Source organism: Xanthobacter sp. ZOL 2024 (assembly GCF_052932325.1).
The window spans coordinates 1,857,246-1,877,289 of the sequence record NZ_CM128808.1 but is presented as its reverse complement, the minus strand read 5'-3'; the positions used below and the strand labels follow the sequence as shown (position 1 = coordinate 1,877,289).

At 69.2% G+C, this 20,044-nt stretch carries 20 protein-coding genes; 11 read left to right on the top strand and 9 right to left on the bottom strand.

Annotated elements, in window-relative coordinates; all coding sequences use genetic code 11:
• Positions 1-10: 10 nt before the first annotated feature.
• A complete protein-coding gene (hslV, locus tag ACU4E7_RS08745) occupies positions 11-559 on the bottom strand; it encodes an ATP-dependent protease subunit HslV (RefSeq protein WP_447021281.1) in 549 nt (182 codons plus the stop codon).
• 191 nt (positions 560-750) lie between these two features.
• Positions 751-1,548: an alpha/beta fold hydrolase gene (locus ACU4E7_RS08740; RefSeq protein ID WP_447021280.1), complete on the bottom strand. Its 798-nt coding sequence runs from the start codon at positions 1,546-1,548 to the stop codon at positions 751-753.
• Between the two features lie 88 nt (positions 1,549-1,636).
• Here ACU4E7_RS08740 and hisB point away from each other — a divergent pair, with 88 nt between their 5' ends.
• The 7 genes from hisB (at position 1,637) to coaA (ending at position 6,327) form a co-directional block, all read left to right on the top strand.
• Positions 1,637-2,230: an imidazoleglycerol-phosphate dehydratase HisB gene (gene hisB, locus ACU4E7_RS08735; RefSeq protein ID WP_238122133.1), complete on the top strand. Its 594-nt coding sequence runs from the start codon at positions 1,637-1,639 to the stop codon at positions 2,228-2,230.
• A gap of 18 nt (positions 2,231-2,248) precedes the next feature.
• Positions 2,249-2,734, top strand: a complete 486-nt coding sequence (locus ACU4E7_RS08730) for a DUF2628 domain-containing protein (RefSeq protein WP_238122134.1) — start codon at positions 2,249-2,251, stop codon at positions 2,732-2,734.
• Between the two features lie 28 nt (positions 2,735-2,762).
• Positions 2,763-3,410, top strand: coding sequence for an imidazole glycerol phosphate synthase subunit HisH (gene hisH / locus ACU4E7_RS08725; RefSeq protein ID WP_238122135.1), 648 nt, complete (start codon positions 2,763-2,765; stop codon positions 3,408-3,410).
• The gene (gene hisA / locus ACU4E7_RS08720) at positions 3,398-4,135 is read left to right on the top strand and encodes a 1-(5-phosphoribosyl)-5-[(5-phosphoribosylamino)methylideneamino]imidazole-4-carboxamide isomerase (protein WP_238122136.1); all 738 of its coding nucleotides are present in this window, start codon (positions 3,398-3,400) and stop codon (positions 4,133-4,135) included. The genes hisH and hisA overlap by 13 nt, the downstream gene beginning before the upstream one ends.
• A gap of 7 nt (positions 4,136-4,142) precedes the next feature.
• Positions 4,143-4,919, top strand: coding sequence for an imidazole glycerol phosphate synthase subunit HisF (gene hisF / locus ACU4E7_RS08715; RefSeq protein ID WP_238122137.1), 777 nt, complete (start codon positions 4,143-4,145; stop codon positions 4,917-4,919).
• A gap of 78 nt (positions 4,920-4,997) precedes the next feature.
• Positions 4,998-5,336 carry a phosphoribosyl-ATP diphosphatase gene (locus ACU4E7_RS08710; RefSeq protein ID WP_447021279.1) on the top strand — a complete coding sequence of 113 codons (339 nt, stop codon included), beginning with the start codon at positions 4,998-5,000 and terminating at the stop codon, positions 5,334-5,336.
• Positions 5,337-5,355: 19 nt separating this feature from the next.
• On the top strand, positions 5,356-6,327 hold the full coding sequence (gene coaA / locus ACU4E7_RS08705) for a type I pantothenate kinase (RefSeq protein ID WP_238122138.1): 972 nt from the start codon (positions 5,356-5,358) through the stop codon (positions 6,325-6,327).
• A 114-nt stretch (positions 6,328-6,441) separates the two neighbouring features.
• Here coaA and ACU4E7_RS08700 read toward each other — a convergent pair whose 3' ends face one another.
• The 5 genes from ACU4E7_RS08700 to ACU4E7_RS08680 form a co-directional block, all read right to left on the bottom strand.
• Positions 6,442-7,434, bottom strand: a complete 993-nt coding sequence (locus ACU4E7_RS08700; RefSeq protein WP_238122139.1) for a DUF4167 domain-containing protein — start codon at positions 7,432-7,434, stop codon at positions 6,442-6,444.
• Between the two features lie 565 nt (positions 7,435-7,999).
• Positions 8,000-8,866, bottom strand: coding sequence for a peptide chain release factor N(5)-glutamine methyltransferase (gene prmC, locus ACU4E7_RS08695; protein WP_447021607.1), 867 nt, complete (start codon positions 8,864-8,866; stop codon positions 8,000-8,002).
• Between the two features lie 64 nt (positions 8,867-8,930).
• On the bottom strand, positions 8,931-10,016 hold the full coding sequence (prfA, locus tag ACU4E7_RS08690) for a peptide chain release factor 1 (RefSeq protein ID WP_447021278.1): 1,086 nt from the start codon (positions 10,014-10,016) through the stop codon (positions 8,931-8,933).
• Positions 10,017-10,099: 83 nt separating this feature from the next.
• A complete protein-coding gene (gene ptsP / locus ACU4E7_RS08685) occupies positions 10,100-12,373 on the bottom strand; it encodes a phosphoenolpyruvate--protein phosphotransferase (protein ID WP_447021277.1) in 2,274 nt (757 codons plus the stop codon).
• A gap of 89 nt (positions 12,374-12,462) precedes the next feature.
• Positions 12,463-13,722, bottom strand: coding sequence for an aspartate kinase (locus ACU4E7_RS08680; RefSeq protein WP_238122142.1), 1,260 nt, complete (start codon positions 13,720-13,722; stop codon positions 12,463-12,465).
• A 379-nt stretch (positions 13,723-14,101) separates the two neighbouring features.
• Between ACU4E7_RS08680 and ACU4E7_RS08675 the strand changes: the two genes are divergently transcribed.
• The 3 genes from ACU4E7_RS08675 to ACU4E7_RS08665 all read left to right on the top strand — a co-directional run bounded on the left by ACU4E7_RS08675 (position 14,102) and on the right by ACU4E7_RS08665 (position 17,399).
• On the top strand, positions 14,102-14,536 hold the full coding sequence (locus ACU4E7_RS08675) for an HIT domain-containing protein (protein WP_447021276.1): 435 nt from the start codon (positions 14,102-14,104) through the stop codon (positions 14,534-14,536).
• A 135-nt stretch (positions 14,537-14,671) separates the two neighbouring features.
• Positions 14,672-15,607 carry an NAD(+) diphosphatase gene (gene nudC, locus ACU4E7_RS08670; RefSeq protein WP_447021275.1) on the top strand — a complete coding sequence of 312 codons (936 nt, stop codon included), beginning with the start codon at positions 14,672-14,674 and terminating at the stop codon, positions 15,605-15,607.
• Positions 15,600-17,399, top strand: a complete 1,800-nt coding sequence (locus tag ACU4E7_RS08665) for a uracil-xanthine permease family protein (protein WP_447021274.1) — start codon at positions 15,600-15,602, stop codon at positions 17,397-17,399. Before nudC ends, ACU4E7_RS08665 begins: the two co-directional genes overlap by 8 nt.
• A 12-nt stretch (positions 17,400-17,411) precedes the next feature.
• Here ACU4E7_RS08665 and ACU4E7_RS08660 read toward each other — a convergent pair whose 3' ends face one another.
• Together ACU4E7_RS08660 and ACU4E7_RS08655 are read right to left on the bottom strand one after the other, a co-directional pair.
• Positions 17,412-18,269, bottom strand: coding sequence for a prephenate dehydratase (locus tag ACU4E7_RS08660; RefSeq protein WP_238122146.1), 858 nt, complete (start codon positions 18,267-18,269; stop codon positions 17,412-17,414).
• 35 nt (positions 18,270-18,304) lie between these two features.
• Positions 18,305-19,057 carry a 3-deoxy-manno-octulosonate cytidylyltransferase gene (locus ACU4E7_RS08655; protein ID WP_238122147.1) on the bottom strand — a complete coding sequence of 251 codons (753 nt, stop codon included), beginning with the start codon at positions 19,055-19,057 and terminating at the stop codon, positions 18,305-18,307.
• 219 nt (positions 19,058-19,276) lie between these two features.
• On the opposite strand from ACU4E7_RS08655, the gene ACU4E7_RS08650 reads away from it, so the two are divergent.
• Positions 19,277-19,819: a c-type cytochrome gene (locus ACU4E7_RS08650; RefSeq protein WP_238122148.1), complete on the top strand. Its 543-nt coding sequence runs from the start codon at positions 19,277-19,279 to the stop codon at positions 19,817-19,819.
• The last annotated feature ends 225 nt before the right edge of the window (positions 19,820-20,044 follow it).

The following is a 20,044-nucleotide window of genomic DNA, read 5'->3' as shown; positions in this document are numbered from 1 at the left end:
GCGGCGGCCGTCAGGCGCCGATGGTCTCGATGACGATGTTGCCGTTGGTGTAGATGCAGATGTCGGCGGCGATCTCCAACGCCCGCCGGGCGATCTTTTCGGGGTCGTCCTGGTGGTCCACCAGCGCCCGGGCTGCGGCCAAGGCATAGGGCCCGCCCGAGCCGATGGCGGCGATGCCCGCCTCCGGCTCCAGCACGTCGCCGGTGCCGGTGAGCACCAGGGTCACCGACGCATCGGCCACGATCATCATGGCTTCCAGACGGCGCAGATAGCGATCGGTGCGCCAGTCCTTGGCCAATTCCACGGCCGCCCGCTGCAGCTGGCCGGGATACTGCTCCAGCTTCGCTTCCAGCCGCTCGAACAGAGTGAAGGCATCGGCGGTGGCGCCGGCGAAGCCGCCGATCACATCCCCCCGCCCCAGCCGCCGCACCTTGCGGGCATTGGCCTTCAGCACCGTATTCCCAAGCGTCACCTGGCCATCACCGGCGATGGCGACCCGGCTGCCCTTGCGGATGGAGACGATGGTGGTGCCGTAAATGGTATCCGGGGAAGAATGCATCAAGCGCTCCGCGAGAAGCCTGCACCCCCGGCCGCATGTGGGCCAGCCTGGGGCGATCGGGCCTCAGTCCAAATTCACAGGGCAATGCCCTGACGACCCGGCCGCCGCCGTGGCATACGGACGGGACAGCGGGCCTCGGGTGGGGCTCCACCCGAAGGCTTACTTATGCCGTTCTGCGCCGGACGCAATGTTCAGCCGCGTCCGCCGTGAAGGAAGCTCGTCACCACTTCGGCGAAGGCCACCGGCTGTTCCACCATGGGGCAATGGCCGCTGTCGACGATCTCATCGATGTCGGCGCCGGCAATGAGGGTGGCGAGCTCCCGGGCCATGGTGGAGGAAAACAGGCGGTCGCCATCGGCGAACAGCACCAGGGTGGGGGCGGTGATGCCGTTCACCCGGTCTAAGGTGTCGGCGCATAGGCAGGCGTCGAGCTGGCGCAGGAAGGCGTCCTTCTCCTGCAGCAGGCCGGCATCGAGGGCGGCCTGCACGAAGCCGAACAGCGCCGTGTGCTTGAGGGTGGGCATGCCGATGACGAACGAGGTGAGCGCCGCGCCGAACAGCAGTTCGTCGTCCAGGGTGCGCCGCAGATCGGCGATGAGGCGGAACACCTCGCGGGTGTAGAGATCGTTGCGGGCGAAGGAATTGGCCAGCACCAGCCGATCCACCCGGGCCGGCGCCAAGAGCGCCAGCTCCTGGGCGATCACCCCGCCCATGGAATGGCCCACCACATGGGCCCGGTCGATGCCGGCGGCATCCAGCACCGCCAGCGCATCCCGCGCCATGTCGGCAATCTCATAGGGGCCGGTGGCGCGGCCGCTCTTGCCGATGTCGCGATTGTCGAACTCCACCAGGCGGAAGCCCTTGAGCCGCGGCCGGGCCAGCGACCAGAACGGACGCTGGGCCGACAGGCCCGAAATCAGCAGCAGCGGCGGGCCCTCCCCGCTCACCTCATAGTCGAGCTCGATCCCGGCATTGGCGGCGGTGGGCATCACAACTCCTGTTCGTGGGTCCGTCATCTCATCGCCATATGGCGTTGCAGCGGGGATGCTGCTAGAACCCGCTGCCTTGGAGGCGTTCATGCGCAAGGCAGACATCGTTCGCGAGACGAAGGAGACGCAGATCTCCGTCGCCGTCGATCTCGACGGGACGGGGCAGTCCGACATCTCGACCGGCATCGGGTTCCTGGACCATATGCTGGATGCCATCGCGCGTCATGCCCGCTTCGACCTCACCATCAAGGCGAAGGGCGACCTCCACATCGATTTCCACCACACCACCGAGGATGTGGGCATCGTGCTCGGCCAGGCGGTGAAGAAGGCGCTGGGCGACATGCGGGGCATCACCCGCTACGCCGACTGCCTGCTGCCCATGGATGAGACCCTCACCCGGGTGGCCATCGACATTTCCGGCCGGCCGTTCCTGGTGTTCCGCACCACCTTCCCGGTGGCCAAGATCGGCGCGTTCGACACCGAGCTGGTGCGCGAGTTCTTCCAGGCGTTCGCCATGAACGCCGGGGTGACGCTGCATGTGGAGACGTTGTACGGTCTCAACGCGCACCATATCTCGGAGAGCTGCTTCAAGGGCCTCGCGCGGGTGCTCAGGGCAGCGGTGGCCATCGACGCCCGGGCGGCGGGGGAAATCCCCTCCACCAAGGGCGCGCTGGGCAATTAGGCGCGGACGGAGCGAGCCATGGCGACCTTTACGGTCTTCTCCCGCGCCCGCCCCCAGGATCTGCGGGCGGCAGCGGAGGGGCGTGTGGTGTTCGTGCGCGAGGGCTTTTCCTGGCTCACCCTGCTGTTCGCTCCGCTGGTGCTGCTCGCCCACCGGCTCTGGCTGGCGCTCGCCGCCTATGTGGCGGTACTGGGACTGATGGCGCTGGCGACCGCCCTCGGCGCCCCCGAAGCCAGCACCCAGGTGGTGATGCTCGGCTTCAACCTGCTGCTGGCGTTCGAGCTGTCGGACCTGCGTGCGCGCAAGCTGCGCCGGCTCGGCTATGAGGACGAGGGGGTGGTGATCGCGCCCCATCGCGATCTCGCCGAACAGCGCTTCTTCGCGGCCTGGAGCCCGCGGCGCCCAGCGCCGCCGGCGGCGCTGCGGCCAAGCCGCGCCAGCGGCGCGCCCGTGCTGCCGGGCGCCGGGGCCGCACCCGTCATCGGCGCCTTTCCGGGCCACTGATCCAGGACCCTGATCCGGGAAATCCTTCATGACCGTCGCCATCATCGACTACAATTCCGGCAATCTGCACTCGGCCGCCAAGGCCATGGAGCGGGCCGCCCAGTCCGTGGGTGGCGAAGCCGTTGTGGTCACCCATGACCCCGATGTGGTGCGCGCCGCCGACCGGGTGGTGCTGCCCGGCGTCGGCGCCTTCGCCGATTGCCGCGCGGGGCTTGATGCCGTGCCCGGCATGGTGGAAGCCATGACCGAGGCGGTGCACCAAAAGGGCCGGCCCTTCCTGGGTATCTGCGTCGGCGCCCAGCTGCTGGCGGAGCGGGGCCTGGAGCACGGCGTTACCGCCGGCCTCGGCTGGATCAAGGGCGAGGTGGACCGCATCGCCCCCACCGATCCGCAGCTGAAGATCCCGCACATGGGTTGGAACACGCTGAACCCGGCCCGCGAGCATCCGCTGCTCACCGGCATCCGCACCGGAGAAGGCGGCCTCAACGCTTATTTCGTGCACTCCTATCACCTGAAGCCGGCCGACGGGCTCGACCTCGTGGCCACCACCGATTATGGCGGAACCATCACCGCCATGGTGGCCCGTGACAACGTGGCCGGCACCCAGTTCCACCCTGAGAAGAGCCAGACCCTCGGCCTGGCCCTGCTCGCGAATTTCCTGAAGTGGCATCCGTGATCCTTTTTCCGGCCATCGATCTGAAAGACGGCCTCGCCGTTCGCCTCGAACAGGGCGACATGGCGCGAGCCACCGTGTTCAACCACGATCCCGCGGCCCAGGCCGCCGAGTTCGAGACCCTGGGCTTCCGCTACCTGCATCTGGTGGACCTCAACGGCGCCTTCGCCGGCAAGCCGGTGAACGCCGCCGCCGTGGAGCGGATCCTGGAGACGGTCTCGATCCCGGTGCAGCTCGGCGGCGGCATCCGCGATAGGGCGACCGTGGAGACCTGGCTGGAAAAGGGTATCAACCGGGTCATCCTCGGCACCGCCGCGGTGCGCGATCCCGAGTTCGTCAAGGCCGCCGCCAAGGCCCATCCCGGCCGCGTCGCGGTCGGCCTCGACGCCCGCGACGGGCGGGTGGCGGTGGACGGCTGGGCCGAGACCTCGGACCTGCCGGCTGAAGACATCGCCAAAAGGTTCGAGGATGCCGGGGTCGCCGCCATCATTTACACCGACATCGCCCGCGACGGCCTGCTGAAGGGGCTGAACCTCGAGGCCACCATCGCGCTCGCCGACGCGGTCTCGATCCCGGTGATCGCCTCCGGCGGGCTCGCCTCGCTGAAGGACATCGAGGCCCTGCTGGAGCCGCGGGCGCAGAAGCTCGAAGGCGCCATCACCGGCCGCGCCCTCTATGATGGCCGGCTAGATCCCCGCGCGGCCCTCGCCCTGGTGGCCGGACGATAGGTATGCCATGCTGAAAGTCCGGGTCATCCCCTGTCTCGACGTGAAGGACGGCCGCGTGGTGAAGGGTGTCCAGTTCGTGGACCTGCGCGACGCCGGTGACCCGGTGGAAGCGGCCCGCGCCTATGACGCCGCCGGCGCCGACGAGCTGACCTTCCTCGACATCACCGCCAGCCACGAGAACCGGGGCACCATCCTCGACGTGGTCCAGCGCACCGCCGAGCAATGCTTCATGCCGCTCACCGTGGGCGGCGGCGTGCGCACCGTGGACGACGTGCGCACCCTTCTGCATGCGGGGGCCGACAAGGTCTCCATCAACACCGCCGCCGTGCACCGCCGAGCCTTCGTGGGCGAGGCGGCCGAGAAGTTCGGCGAGCAGTGCATCGTGGTGGCCATCGACGCCAAGAAGGTGTCCGGCCCCGGCGAAGCCGACCGCTGGGAGATCTTCACCCACGGCGGGCGCAAGCCCACCGGGCTCGACGCCATCCAATACGCCCGCGAGGTGGTGGACCTGGGGGCGGGCGAGATCCTGCTCACCTCCATGGACCGCGACGGCACCGGCCGCGGCTTCGACTGCGCTTTGACCCGGGCGGTGTCGGACGCGGTGCACGTGCCGGTGATCGCCTCCGGCGGGGTCGGCACCCTCGACCATCTGGTGGAAGGCATCGTCGACGGCGGCGCCTCGGCGGTGCTGGCCGCCTCCATCTTCCATTTCGGCACCTTCACCATCCGCCAGGCCAAGGACCGGCTGGCGGAGGCGGGCCTGCCGGTGCGGCTCGACGTGTGAGGCGCGCGTGGCCTGCCGCCTGCCGCACTCCCCTTCCTCCCGTCCGCCGCGCCAACCGCGGACTGAACGAGGTGCGCCATGAGCGATGACATGACTGACGATTTCACCCTGGCCGACCTTGAAGCCATCATCGCGGTGCGCGCCAAAGCCGATGCCACGTCCTCCTACACCCGCTCGCTGCTGGAGCGCGGCATCGGCAAATGCGCCCAGAAGCTGGGGGAGGAGGCGGTCGAGACGGTGATCGCGGCGGTGTCTGGTCCCAGCGAAGAGCTGATCGCGGAAAGCTCGGACCTGCTCTACCATCTGCTGGTGGTGCTGAACGCCCGCGGCATCAGCCTCAATGCGGTGCATGCCGAGCTGGCGCGCCGCACCGGCCGTTCCGGACTGGAAGAAAAAGCCAGCCGGGCCAAGGGCTGACACGGAGGCGAGGGACCGGATGGACCGCCGTATCGACGCCAGCCTCTCCCCCTATCGCACCTTCTCGCGCGAAGCCTGGGCCACGTTGCGCCGCGACACGCCCATGACCCTTCGGCCCGACGAGATCGCGCGCCTGGAAGGCCTCAACGCCCATCTCTCCATCCGCGAGGTGGAAGAGATCTATCTGCCGCTCTCGCGGCTGCTCTCGCTCTACGTGGCGGCGACCCAGAAGCTGTTCCGCGCCATGAGCTACTTCCTCGACCAGAAGGACGTGGAACGGCCCGGCGAGGGCAAGATGCCTTATATCATCGGCATCGCTGGCTCGGTGGCGGTGGGCAAGTCAACCACCGCCCGCGTGCTGCAGGCGCTGCTGGCACGCTGGCCCAACACGCCGAAGGTGGACCTCATCACCACCGACGGCTTCCTCTATCCCAACGCGGTGCTGAAGCGCGAAGGACTGATGGAGAAGAAGGGCTTTCCCGAAAGCTACGACCTGCCGCTGATGCTGCGCTTCCTCACCGACATCAAGGCCGGCCGCCGGCCGGTGCGGGCGCCGCTCTACTCCCACTTCTTCTATGATGTCATGCCCGACCAGATGGTGGAGGTGGACCGTCCGGACATCCTCATCGTCGAGGGGCTGAACGTGCTGCAGACCACGCGGCCGCCGAAGGACGGCAAGGCCATCCCCTTCGTCTCCGACTTCTTCGACTTCTCCATCTATATCGATGCCGAAGAGGAGGTGCTGGAAGAGTGGTACGTGGACCGCTTCATGCGGCTGCGCTCCACCGCCTTCATGGATCCGCTCTCCTACTTCCACCGCTATTCGCAGCTGACCGAAGAGGCGGCCACGGAGCGGGCGCTGTCCATCTGGCGCACCATCAACCTGCCCAACCTCCAGGACAACATCCTGCCCACCCGGCAACGGGCCGACCTGATCCTGCGCAAGGCCGGCGACCATGAGGTGGCGGAGGTGAGCCTGCGCCGGCTCTGAGCCGCAGGCTGCGGATCGACAGAAGCGGCGCCAATAGGGTCCAGACACGACAACGCCCGGAGCGGACCGCTCCGGGCGTTGTCGTGTCTCAGGATCGCGAAGCGCCGCGCCGGCTCACTCGCCGAACAGCGCGGTCTGCTCCGGCTCGCCGCCCGCGGCCTCACCGCCAGCGGACGCCTCATCCGCGCGATCGGTGCGGGTGGTGCGCAGCCGACGGCGACGGCGCGTGGGGGTGCGCCCCTCGGCAGCGGCGTCATCCTCACCGGCCGGCGGCGCGGCCTCCAGATCAGCCTTGGCTTCCGGCTCGCTCTTCGCCTTCGCTTCAGCCTTGGTCTCGCTCTTCGCTTCGATCTTGGTGTCGGCCTTGGGCTCAGCCTTGGCCTCGACGCTCACCTTGGCGACGCTCGGCGCGCCGGTGATGAAGGACGGCAGCCCCAGGTCCTCGGCATCAGCCGAGCTGCGCGCGCTGGCTCGGCTCGGGCGCGGGCTCTCGCCCTCCTCGCTGCTGCGCGGCGCCCGCGCCGGCCGGGGGGCGCTGGCGCCCTCGGCGTCGTCACGATTGCGATTGCTGCGATAGTCGCCGCCATCCTCATCGCGATTGCGGCGGTAGTTCTGGCGATTGTCGCGGGACGAGCGTCCGTCCCCGCGCCCCTCGCTACGCCCCTCTCGAGGCTCACGATTCTCACGCGGCTCACGGCCTTCCCGCGGCTCGCGTCCCTCGCGGGGCTCACGGCTTTCCCGCGCCTCGCGCGGTTCGCGGGCCTCACGCGCCGGATAGGGCGTCTCGGCCCGGCCGAACGGCTGCGGCGCATCCAGCGCCGAGACGTCGTCGAAATCGTCCTCGTCGCCCTCATCATCGCGACCGAACCCGGTCTGGGGCGCGAACTGGCCCTGCAGGGAGGCGATCAGGCGCAGATAATGTTCGGCGTGCTGGAGATAATTCTCAGCCGCCACCGGGTCGCCCGAGGACTGGGCATCCCGCGCCAGTTGCTGATACTTCTCGGCGATATGGTGGGCGGTGCCGCGCACCTTGACGTCCGGACCGTTCGATTCATAGACCCGCGTCAGGGGATTCGTGCTGCGGCGGTTGTTGTTCCGGCCGCGCATACGCTTCTGCTGACCATTTCTCATCTGGATCGTTCTCTACTCGCTCGGCGTTCAAGCCGCCGCTTGCGTCCGGTGCGCCAAGCCCTCGGGTGCGTTGATCCTGTGGGATCCTCTGATCCTCGGGAGACCGAAAATTCGGTATCAGCGACCGTGTCTCTCATCGCAGGATGATGAAACTCTTCCCTGCAAGGCCCGCCTGCATCGGGCGCTGCTGATGGCAATATCAATCCAGGCTCTGGTTTGGATCTGCATGGTTCGCAACTGAACGCCTGCGAACCGCCGCCCCGCGTCACCGGAAACGGCCATTCCAACCCGCCGCACCCCAAGAAAGCGGAAGTGCCTGCAACCTGGTGATTCGATCGTCCCGTTTGGAGGCCGACGGGAGCGCTGCACTCTTGCGCGCCGCCACGCACTGCTCCGCGAGCATCCGAAACCGAAGTTTCTGGAAACCCGGACCAGCCGTTTCGGCTGATGCCCCGGTTCGATTCCTGGCAAGGACACTACCCAGTTCCCTGCCGCCTTCCAAGCGATTTTTTCAGCCCCACCATCCCGAAGGGCCCGGCCCTTACGGCCGCCGGGCGCTGAGCGCGCGGGCGATCCCGGCAAGATCCCGGCGGGTAGGGCTGGTCACTGCGAGGCCGGCCTCGCGCAGGATGTCACGCACCTGCTCGTCCTGTCCGGCCCCCAGCTCCAGCACCACCGCGCCACCGGGCACCAGCAGCCGCCCGAGCTCCCCGGCGATCGCCCGGTAGGCGTCGAAGCCGTCCGCGCCGCCGTCCAGGGCCAGCGCCGGATCGTGCAGGCGCACCTCCCGCGGCAGGTTGGCGAGCGCGCCATGGGCGATATAGGGCGGGTTCGACACCACCAGGTCGAAGCCGCCGGACAAGGCCGCGCCCCAATCCCCCACCATCACGGCGCTGCGGTCCGCAACCCCCGCGTGCGCCAGATTGTCGCGCGCGGCGCGCGCCGCCCCCTCCGCGCGATCCACCCCGAGGCCGATGGCCTGCGGCCGCTCACTGAGCAGGGCCGCCAGGATGGCGCCCGATCCGGTGCCCAGATCAAGGATGCGCAGGGGCGCCGCGCCGTCGGGAAACAGGGCCAGCGCCTCCTCCACCACCGTCTCGGTATCGGGGCGCGGCACCAGCGTGTCGGGGGAGAGGCGGAAATCGAGGCTCCAGAATTCGCGATGCCCGAGAATCCGCGCCACCGGCTCGCCGGAGATGCGCCGCACCAGCAGCGCCAGGGCCTGGCGTTCCACTTCTGGGGAAATGGGCTCATCGCGGCGGGCCAGCAGGTCGGAACGCGCGCAGCCCAGCACATGGGCCAGCAGCAGTCCGGCCTCCAGCTCGGGGGCGCTGACGCCCGACACCGAGAGCTCGGCGGCCATCTGCCGACTGAAATTCCAAACCGTGAAAGGCCGGGCGTCGATCATCATCTGCTTGGGGCTGGTGGCCACACGCGCGCCGCGCGTGGGCCAAGGGCGGGTTGTAAGTGTTTCAGGCTTCGTCCGCCGCCGCCAGCAACGCCGCGTGGTGTTCGGTGAGCAATGCATCAAGGATGTCGTCGAGCGCGATGCCCGCCATCACCTCCTCGAGCTTATAGAGGGTGAGGTTGATGCGGTGGTCGGTCACCCGTCCCTGCGGAAAATTATAGGTGCGGATGCGCTCGGAGCGGTCGCCGGAGCCCACCTGGCCCTTGCGCTCGGCGGCACGGCCGGCGGCGGCGCGGGTGCGCTCCTCGTCCAGGAGGCGCGCCCGCAGCAGCGCCATGGCCCGCGCCTTGTTGCGGTGCTGGGAGCGCTCGTCCTGCACCGCCACCACCGTGCCCGTGGGCAGATGGGTGATGCGCACCGCGCTTTCCGTCTTGTTCACGTGCTGGCCGCCGGCGCCCTGGGCGCGGAACACATCAATGCGCAGGTCCGCCTCGTTGATGTCCACATCCACCTCTTCCGCCTCCGGCAGCACGGCGACGGTGGCGGCCGAGGTATGGATGCGCCCGCCGCTCTCGGTCTGCGGCACCCGCTGCACCCGGTGCACGCCGCTCTCGAACTTGAGGCGGGCATAGGCGCCGCGCCCGTGCACCGCGGCGATGATTTCCTTGTAGCCACCCACGGTACCCTCGCTCTCGGAGAGCACCTCCACGCTCCAGCCGCGCTCGGCGGCGTAGCGGGTGTACATGCGGTAGAGGTCGCCGGCGAACAGCGCCGCCTCGTCGCCACCGGTGCCGGCGCGGATCTCCAGGATCACGCCGCGCTCGTCCATGGCGTCCTTGGGCAGCAGAGCGAGCCGCACCAGATGGGTCAATTCCTCGATACGCCCGTCGAGCCGCTCCACCTCGCTCTCCGCCAGGGCCCGCATCTCCGGGTCACCGGCGGCCTCGGTGAGCAGTTCCTCGGCGCCGGCGCGGTCCTGCTCGGCCTGCTTCAAGGCCCGGACCTGCTCCACCACCGGCGCGAGATCGGCGAATTCGCGGCCGAGGCGCACATATTCGTCGCCTTCGGCGCCATGGGCGAGGGCGGCCTCGATCTCGGCATGGCGCGCGACCAGCTGGTCGAGCTTGGCAAGGGGCAGGGAGGACGACATGGGAACCTGAACCGATGAGCAAGGGGCCTCCGGTTCACGCCACCGGAGCGCGCGGGGCGATCACGCCCGTTCAGCCACGCCCGCTACAACGGCACGCCGGTGGCTTCCGCAAAGCCGCGCAGGGCCAGGCGGATGTCGGCGGTTCCCGAATGATCGTCCAGCAGCGGTAGCAGCACCTTGCGGGCGGCGGACACGTCCAGCTCCAAGAGCGTCGCCTTCACCGGGCCGATGGAGGCCGGCGAGACCGACAGCGCCCGATAGCCCAGCGCCGCCAGCGCCACCGCTTCCAGCGGCCGAGCCGCCAGCTCACCGCACAGGGTCACCGGCTTGCCGTGGCGGGCGCCCGCCTCGGCCACCATGCGGAAGGCCCGCAGGGCCGGCGGCGAGAGCGGATCGAAGCGATCGGCCACCCGCACATTGGCGCGATCGGCGGCGAACAGGAACTGCACCAGATCGTTGGACCCCACCGAGAGGAAATCGGCCCGGGCCAGGATCTCGTCCAATTGGAACAGGAGCGAGGGCACCTCGACCATGGCGCCCACATAGACCCGCTCCGGCAGGCCATGGCCGTGCTTGCGCAGATGGGTCAATTCGCGCTCGACGATGGCGCGGGCGGAATCGAACTCGTCCACCGCCGCCACCATCGGGAACATGAGGCGCAGATCCCGCCCGGCGCCGGCGCGCAGCAGCGCCCGCACCTGGGAGCGCAGCAGCCCCGGCCGGTCGAGGCCGAGGCGGATGGCGCGCCAGCCCAGCGCCGGATTCTCTTCCTCCACCGTCCGCATGTAGGGCAGCACCTTGTCGCCGCCGATGTCGAGGGTCCGGAAGGTCACCGGCCGCTCGCCGGCGGCGTCCAGCACCGCGCGATAGAGCTTCAACTGCTCCGAAATGCGCGGGAAGGCCGAGGCGATCATGAACTGCAGTTCGGTGCGGAACAGGCCGATGCCCGCCGCCCCGGTCTCGGCGATATGGGGCAGATCCACCAGCAGGCCGGCATTGAGGTGCAGATTGATATGCACCCCGTCCTTGGTCACCGACGGGCGGGTGCGCAGCGCCGCATACTGGGCCTGCCGGCGGGCGCGGAAGCGCACCTTCTCCGCATAGGCCTCCTCCACGTCTCCGGGGGGCCGCAGATGCACCTCCCCCGCCTGGCCATCGACGATCACCGGATCGCCGGAATCGGCAAGGCCGGTGACATTCTCCACCTGGCCCACGGCGGCGATGCCCAGGGCGCGGGCGACGATGGCCACGTGGCTGGTGGTGCCGCCCTCTTCCAGCACCAGGGCGCGGATGCGGGTGCGGTCATAGTCCAGCAGCGCCGCCGGGCTCATGTTGCGGGCCACCAGAATGGCGTTCTCGGGCAGCTCTTCGCGCTCCAGGAGGCCGCCGCGGCCACGGCCGGTCAGTTCCCGCAGCAGCCGGTTGGCGAGGTCGTCGAGGTCGTGCAGCCGCTCGCGCAGATAGGGATCGGACGCACGCATCATGCGGGCGCGGGTATCCGACTGCACCCGCTCCACCGCGCCCTCGGCGGTGAGGCCGGACAGCACCGCCTCGCGCATCTTGTGCATCCAGCCCCGGTCGTGGGCGAACATGCGGTAGGCTTCGAGAATGTCCCGGTGCTCGCCGGACTTGGCGAGGCCGTCGTCCTCCAGGAGCATGTCGATGGAGTGGCGCAGCTTGCCGATGGCGGCATCCAGCCGGTGGGTTTCCCGCGGCACGTCGTCGGCGATGACGTTGGTCACCTTCACCCGCGGCTCATGCAGCACCACATGGCCGAGGCCCAGGCCATCGGCCAGCGCCACGCCCTGGAGATGCAGCGGCCGGCGCACCGCCGGCTCGGCGCCGGGGCGGGCCAGCGCGGTGAGCTCGCCGGAGGCGATCATCTCCGCCAGCACCATGGCGGTGGTCTGCAGCGCCTCGATCTCTTCTTCCGTATAGGTGCGCCGGGCGCGGTTCTGCACCACCAGCACGCCCAGCGTGTTGCCGGCCCGCAGGATCGGCACGCCGAGGAAGGAATTGTAGACCTCCTCCCCCGTCTCCGGACGGTAGGAGAATTCAGGATGGGCCTGGGCGTCGGACAGGGCCAGCGGCTCGGCCTCGCGGGCCACATGGCCGACGAGACCTTCCTCCACGCTCATCACCGTCTGGTGAACCGCGTCGCGATTCAGACCCTCGGTGGCATAGAGCTCAAGGGTCTGATCGACGCGCAACACGTAGACCGAGCAGACCTCCGCGACCATGTTGGCGGCGATCAGCACCACGATCTTGTCGAGGCGATCCTGCGCGCTGACCTGCTCCGCCATCACTTCGCGGAGCCGGCGCAACAGCACGCGGGGACCGCCGAGCGCGCCACGCATCGGCCGCATCCTTAGATTGTGCGGGTTTCACACCCGCGGAGCCAACGGCGAACAAAGGTATCCCAAGGGGGATCCTGAAAGGTCCACCGTCAGTTGTCGAGCCCGTATAGCGAATGCAGAGTCCGAACCGCAAGTTCGGTGTATGCCGCATCGATGAGGAAGGAGATCTTGATCTCCGAGGTGGTGATGGCGCGGATATTGATACCCTTGGCCGCCAGCGCCTCGAACGCCTGGGCTGCAACGCCCGCGTGTGAGCGCATACCGATGCCGATCACCGACACCTTGGTGACGTCGGTGGCCCCTTCCACGATCTGGTGGCCGATCACCGGCTGGGCGGTCTCGATCACCGCCTTGGCCCGCTCGTAATCCGCGGTGGGCACGGTGAAGGTGATGTCGGTGAAGCCATCGGCGGACACGTTCTGCACGATCATGTCCACATTGATATGGGCGTCCGCCAGCGGGCCGAACACCGAGGCCGCGATGCCCGGCTTGTCCGCCACCCGGCGGATGGACACTTGGGCCTCGTCCTTGGAGAAGGCGATGCCGGTGACCACCTGCATTTCCATCTGGTTTGCCACGATCTCCTCCTCGTCGCAGATGAGCGTTCCGGCCTTCTCCACGTTGGCCATCTCCGGCGCATCGGGATCCACCAGGCTGGAGCGCACGAAGGTGCGCACATTGTGCACCATGGCGAGCTCCACCGAGCGCACCTGCAGCACCTTGGCGCCCAGCGACGCCATTTCCAGCATTTCCTCGAAGGCCACGCGGTCCAGCCGCCGGGCCTTGGGCACCACTCGCGGATCGGTGGTGTAGACCCCGTCCACGTCGGTATAGATGTCGCAGCGCTCAGCCTTCAGGCCGGCGGCAATGGCCACCGCGCTGGTGTCGGAGCCGCCGCGCCCCAGGGTGGTGATGCGCCCGCTCTCCGCATGGATGCCCTGGAAGCCGGCGATCACCGCCACCTCGCCGCCGTCGATGGCGGCGCCGAGCCGGGTGCCGTCGACCTCCATGATGCGGGCCGAGCCGTGGGCATCGTCGGTCAGAAGCGGGATCTGCCAGCCCTGCCAGGAGCGGGCGGGAATGCCGATCTGCTGCAGAGCGATGGCGAGCAGCCCCGAGGTCACCTGCTCGCCGGAGGCCACCACCGCGTCATACTCGCGCGGATCGTAGAGGGGCGCGGCCTCCTTGCACCAGGCCACCAGCTCATTGGTCTTGCCGGCCATGGCGGAAACCACCACCGCCACCTGGTGGCCGGCCTTCACCTCGCGCGCCACGTGACGCGCCACATTGCGGATACGCTCGATATTGGCGACCGAGGTGCCGCCGAACTTCATCACCAGCCGAGCCATCGCTCGTGCCTTTCTTCGATCTGAACAGGGGAAACGTCAGGTCGGCGCGCCACGGGCGCCGTCAGCGCAGCGTCATTTTCGACGTTTCGACGCTCCCGGGCGCGAGAGGGCGCACCAGAACGAGCGGGCGGAAGTGACGTTGCGGACCATCCCCGAAAACCTTATGCGCGCCGCCAGACAGGAAAGCGCGGCGCATTGCGGCGCCTCCATAGCGGCTCGCGGCGGCGGGGGCAACCTCGTCGCGTTCCGGAGGCGGGTTCGCCACCGCGCCACCGCGCCACCGCGCCCCCGCCCGCGACAGACTTGTCCGCGATCGCCCCCATGGGGCATGACAGGGCGCCACCGGCCCCCGGCCGGCCCGCCAGGAGCGCTCCGCGCCATGTCCGATCCCAGCTCGCCCACCCCCTTCGCCCTCGACCCGCGCCTCGAAGGCGATGGGCCCTTCGTCCTCGACCTGCCCTTGTGCCACCTGCGACTGGTGAACGATGCCCGCTTCTTCTGGGGCGTGCTGGTGCCGCGCCGCGCCGGCCTGGTGGAGATCACAGACCTTGTCGCTGCGGAACGGGCGGTGCTGATGGAGGAGATCGCGGTGGTGGCGGCGGCGGTGCAGGCCGCCTCCGGCTGCGCCAAGATCAATGTGGCGGCCTTGGGCAATGTGGTGGCGCAGCTCCACGTGCACGTGGTCGGCCGCAATCCCGGCGATGCCGCCTGGCCGGGCCCGGTGTTCGGCGTCGGCACCCGCGTGCCGCTGGACGCCGCCACCCGGGACGCGCGGCTCGCCGCCCTGCGGCAGCGCCTGGCGCCGCCCGCCTAGGGCACCACGGCCTTTTGCGCCCGCTTCTTTCTCTGCACGGGAGCAGGCGAAATCAGGTCAACAGGCTTGCCTCGGTTCGGTCCCCGTGCCACCGTCCCGGGCCTGCGCCGCAGACCTCAGGTGCCGCTGCCCGCCATGTTCGTTCCGCCCCGCCCTTCCCTCGGCGCGCCGCCGCCGCTCGGCTATGTCGAGACCCGCATCGACCGCGCCGGCCATGTGCGGCCACAGGCGGACGCCTTGCGAGACCATCCGGAGGCGCGCACCTACCTGCTGGGCGGGGAATTGGTGGCCCTGGCGCCTCTCGGCCCGCCGCACACGGCCCTGTTTTCCCGCGCCGCCGCTGCCCTCTGGGCCAATGGCGAACCGCTGTTCCTCGGGCTTGAGGCCGACGCGCCGCGCTTTGCCACCCCGTTCGATCCCGGCCGGCGGGAGGAGATGGAAGCGGCGGGCCTTGCCGTCACCGACCTGCGCTCGGTGGCCTCCGGCGGGCTGGTGGCGCCGACGGATCTGGGCGCCTTCGCCTGCGCCAAGGCGCTGTTCGGCTGGCATCAGCGGCATCGCTTCTGCTCCAATTGCGGCGGCGCCTCGCGCATCGTCGACGCCGGATGGCGGCGCGATTGCCCCGCCTGCGGCGCCCAGCATTTCCCGCGCACCGATCCGGTGGTGATCATGCTGGTGACCCGCGGCGACCGCTGCCTGCTCGGCCGCCAGCCCCAGTTCGCCCCGGGGATGTGGTCCTGCCTCGCCGGCTTCGTGGAGCCCGGCGAGACCTTCGAGGACGCGGTGCGCCGCGAAACCCTGGAAGAGGCGGGAATCCATGTGGGCGCCGTCCATTACCACCGCTGCCAGCCCTGGCCCTTCCCCATGTCGCTGATGATCGGCTGCTTTGCCGAGGCCACCAGCGACACCATCACCATGGATCCGGGCGAGCTCGAAGCCGTGCGCTGGTTCGAGCGCGACGAAGTGGCGGCGCTGATCGCCCACACCCATCCCGACGGCCTGTTCGCGCCAGCGCCGGCGGCCATCGCCCACCATCTGATGCGGGCTTTCGTGGAGCGCGCGCGTGGCTGAGGCGATGTCTCCCCCACCGGCGCTCCGCAAACGGCTCCGCCGGCTTCTGGACCTCGCCTTTCCCCCGCCCAGCGGCTTCGGCCGCACGCCGCGCCGGCCCGCCACCCTGGTCTATGGGCTGAATGATCCGGTGCCGCGGGGGCCACTGCTGGCGCTGGCCACCCAGCACGCCATGCTGGCGGTGACCTTCCTCATCTACCCGCTGCTCGCCGCCACCGAAGCCGGGCTGTCGGCCGGGCAGATCTCCGCCCTGCTGTCGGCCTGCGCCCTCAGCATCGGCATTGCGACCATTCTGCAATGCCTGCGCAGCCGCTTCGGCAGCGGCTATCTCTGCGTCCACATTCCCGCGCCCGCGGCGATTCCCCTGGCGGTACAGGCCATCAGCCTGGGCGGGATCGGGCTGATGGCCATGAGCACCATTCTGGTGGGCCTGTGCCAGCTGTTTGCCGCCCGCCTGGCGCGCCCCCTTCGGGTGCTGCTGCCACCGGAAGTGTCGGGGGTCGCAGTGACCATGCTCGGCGTCTCGCTGGCAGGACCCGCCCTGCGCCGCGCCCTCGGCATCGTCGAAACCTCCGACTTCACCATCGGCGGGCACGCCTTGCTGACCAGCGCAGCGACCTTGGGAACGATCGTCGCCATCACCGTGTTCGCCCCCCGCCGGCTGAAGCTGTTCGCGGTCTTCTCCGGCGCCGCGCTCGGCTGGGGGCTGGCGGTGATCCTGGGCACCGGCCATCCGGGCACGGGCGATGCCATTGCCGCCGCGCCCCTCCTCGCCTGGCCACAGCTGAGCCTGCCCCCCCTCCGCTTCGACTCCAGCCTGTTCCCGCTGATGGCCTTGCTTGTGGTGATGAATCTGGTGGATGTGCTCTCCGTCACCGTTTCACTGGAGAAGATGAACGATGCGGACTGGCGGCGGGCCGACATGGGCGCGGTGCAGCGCGCGGTGACCGCCTGCGGCCTCGGCAACGTGCTGAACGGGCTCACCGGCGGCTTCCAGTCCGGCCTGTCGTCCTCGTCGGTGGGCCTTGCCTTCGCCACCCAGGCCACCGCCCGGGTGATCGGCATCACCGCCGGCGTCCTCATCTGTGCCACCGCCTTCTTCCCGAAGGCCATCGTAGCCCTGACCATGATCCCCTCACCGGTGATCGGTGGCATCCTGCTCTATACGTCTGCCTATCTGGTGGTGGCCGGCATGGATCTGATCACCTCCCGCCGGCTGTCGGAGCGGCGGGTGTTCTTGGTCGGCCTGTCGGTGCTGGCCGGCCTGTCGGTGGCGCTGCTGCCGCTGAAGGGGCAGTTGCCGGTGGCGCTGCAGCCTTTGTTCTCCACGCCGCTGACCGTCGCCGCCTGCACCGCGATCCTGCTCAACATGCTGTTCCGCATCGGCATCTCGCGGGAGGTGGGGCAATTGGTGCCGGTGCACGCCCACGCCTTTCCCTTCGCGCGCGATTTCCTGGAGCAGCAGGGCGATGCCTGGGGGGCGCGGCGCGACGTGATCGCCGCCGCCATCCCCACCGTGGCGCAGGCGCTGGAGCTGGTGACCGACAGCGGCCTCGCCGAAGGGCCCATCGAGCTGCGGGCCCGTTTCGACGAGACCCATCTCGACGTCTTCCTGCTCTATGACGGGGAAGTGGTGGAACCGCCCAAGGAGCAGCCCTCTCCCGAGGCGCTGCTGGGCGATGCCAAGGAGGTGGCGGCCTTCGCCGCCTATATGCTGCAGCGCCTGTCCGACCATGTGCGCTTCGGCCGCTCCGGCGGGCGCGCCCGCATCGCGCTCCGCTTCGACCACTGAGACGCCGGACGCCTATTCCGCGGCTTCCTCGGCCCGCAGCTTCAGCCGATAGGCATGGGCGGGATAGACGCCGAGAATGCGCATCTCGCGGGAGAAGAAGGCCAGTTCCTCCAGCGCCAGCTTCAGCGCGCGCTCGTCCGGGTGGCCGTCCACGTCCGCATAGAATTGGGTGGCGGTGAAGTGGCCGTCCATCTGGTAGGATTCGAGCTTGGTCATGTTGACGCCGTTGGTGGCGAAGCCCCCCAGCGCCTTGTAGAGGGCCGCCGGCACGTTGCGCACCCGGAACACGAAGGTGGTGACCACCGGCCCCTGGTCCGCCGGCGCCCACTCGCCATTGCGCGCCAGCACCACGAAGCGGGTGGTGTTGTGGGCTTCATCCTCGATATTCTCGGCCAGGATCTCCAGTCCATAGATCTCCGCCGCCAGCCGCGAAGCGATGGCGGCGCGGCTGATGTCGTGGGCCTCGGCGATCTCGCGGGCGGAGCCGGCGGTGTCGGCGCCGATCAGCGGGGTGAGCCCGTGGGCGCGGATGGCCTTGCGGCACTGCCCGAGCGCCATGACATGGCTCTGCACCGTCTTGAGGGTGTCGAGGCTGGCCCCGGGCACCGCCATGAGCTGGTGCGACAGGGGCAGGAAATATTCGCCGATGATGTTGAGCCGCGACTGCGGCATCAGGCTGTGGATGTCGGCCACCCGGCCGGCCACCGAATTCTCGATGGGGATCATGGCCAGCGCCGCGGTGCCGTTCTCCACGGCGGCGAACGCATCCTCGAAGGTGGCGCAGGGCACCGCCTCATAGTCGGGGAAGGCCTCGCGGCAGGCGATGTGGGAATTGGCGCCGGGCTCGCCCTGAAAGGTGATGCGCTGCATGGTGCTTTCGGTCTGCTTTCGATCTCACGCGGGTTTCAGCGGCCGGCCGCCTCAGCGGCCAGCAGCTGGCGGGCCCGTTCCAGATGGGCCGGGGTATCCACCCCCAAAGGCACGGTGTCCACCACCGCGACGTCGATTCGCATGCCGGCTTCCAGTGCCCGGAGCTGCTCCAGCTTCTCACGCACCTCCAGCGGCGAGGGTGGCAGCGCCACGAACCGCGTGAGGGCCGCGCGGCGATAGGCGTAAAGGCCGATGTGGTGATAGAGCGGCCCCTCGCCGGTGGGAGCCGTGGCGCGGGTGAAATAAAGCGCCCGCATAAGCCCCTCGCCAATGGGCGAGCCCACCACCTTCACCACGTTGGGGTCGGTCTTCTCTTCCGCGCGCACGATTTCCGCCGCCAGGGTGGCGATGTCCACCGCGGGGTCGCGCAGGGGCTCCAGCGCGCGGCGGATGCTGGCGGGATCGATGGTGGGGATATCCCCCTGGACATTCACCACCGTCTCGATGGTGCCGGCGTCCTCCAGGGTGCACAGCGCCTCGAAGATGCGATCGGATCCCGAGGGATGATCCTCCCGGGTCATCGCCGCCTCGAAGCCGGCGGCGATGACCGCCTCCGCCACCTGCGGACTGTCCGTCGCCACCACCACGCGGCCGATTTCGGCTGCGGCGGCGCGACGCGCCACCTCGACGATCATGGGTCGCCCGCCCACGTCGGCCAGGGGCTTGCCCGGCAGGCGGGTGGCGGCCATGCGGGCCGGAATGAGAACAACGGTTTGAGCGCCGGACATGACGACCTCGATCGGTGCTGCGGGCTGCGGGCGGAGCGCGCAGAAGGGCAGTGGCGCGCGCTTTAATACGGGTTGCGCGGCCCCAATCAAAGTGCTTAGTGTCGCCACGAATGCGCGGCGTGTGTCCGCGCCGTCGTTGGGATTGGATGCATCCTGCCGCGCGCTGCCCATTTCGCGGCCGGGTGCGCCGAAAAAAGGGCTTCGAGGGGCAAAGCGCCGATGACCTTCTTTGAATTGAACAAAATCGCAGGTGCGACGCTGGGCGCGCTGGCGTTCGCCGTGGGCATCGGCGTGGTGTCGCAGGTCCTGTTCACGCCGGAAGCTCCGGCCAAGCCCGGGTACGATATCGTCATCACCGAAGGTGGCGCGGCGGTGGCCAAGGTGGCCGAGCCCCCCATCGAGGAGCTGTTCGCCTCCGCCTCCGTGGAAAAGGGCGCCACCGTCGCCAAGAAGTGCGCCGCCTGCCACAACTTCGCCGAAGGCGCCGGCCCCAAGGTGGGCCCCGACCTCTACGGCGTTGTGGGCCGCAAGGTGGCCAGCACCGAGGGCTTCTCCTATTCGGACGCCATGAAGGCCAAGGGCGGCGAATGGACCCCCGAGGCGCTCAACGAATTCCTCACCGCGCCGAAGAAGGCGGTGCCGGGCACGGCCATGGGCTTTGCCGGCCTGCCCAAGGGCGTGGATCGGGCCAACATGATCGCCTATTTGAACTCGCTGTCGCACAATCCGCAGCCGCTGCCCACCGCGGCCGCTGCCAAGTAAGGCCGCTAGGTAAGGCCGCAAAGTAAGGGTGAGGCACCTGAGTGTGAGGCGCGGGTGTTGAGGGGAGTGCCGGCGACGGCCGCGGGCCGTTGGGCTGAGACCGGAAGCGGCGGCTCGCCTCACGCATTTGTCAGGCATCGGAATGGAAAAAGGGCTGGTCCACGCGGACCGGCCCTTTTTGTTGCCGCAGCCGGGCGCCACCGTTCGCGCCCAGCCGGGGCGCCA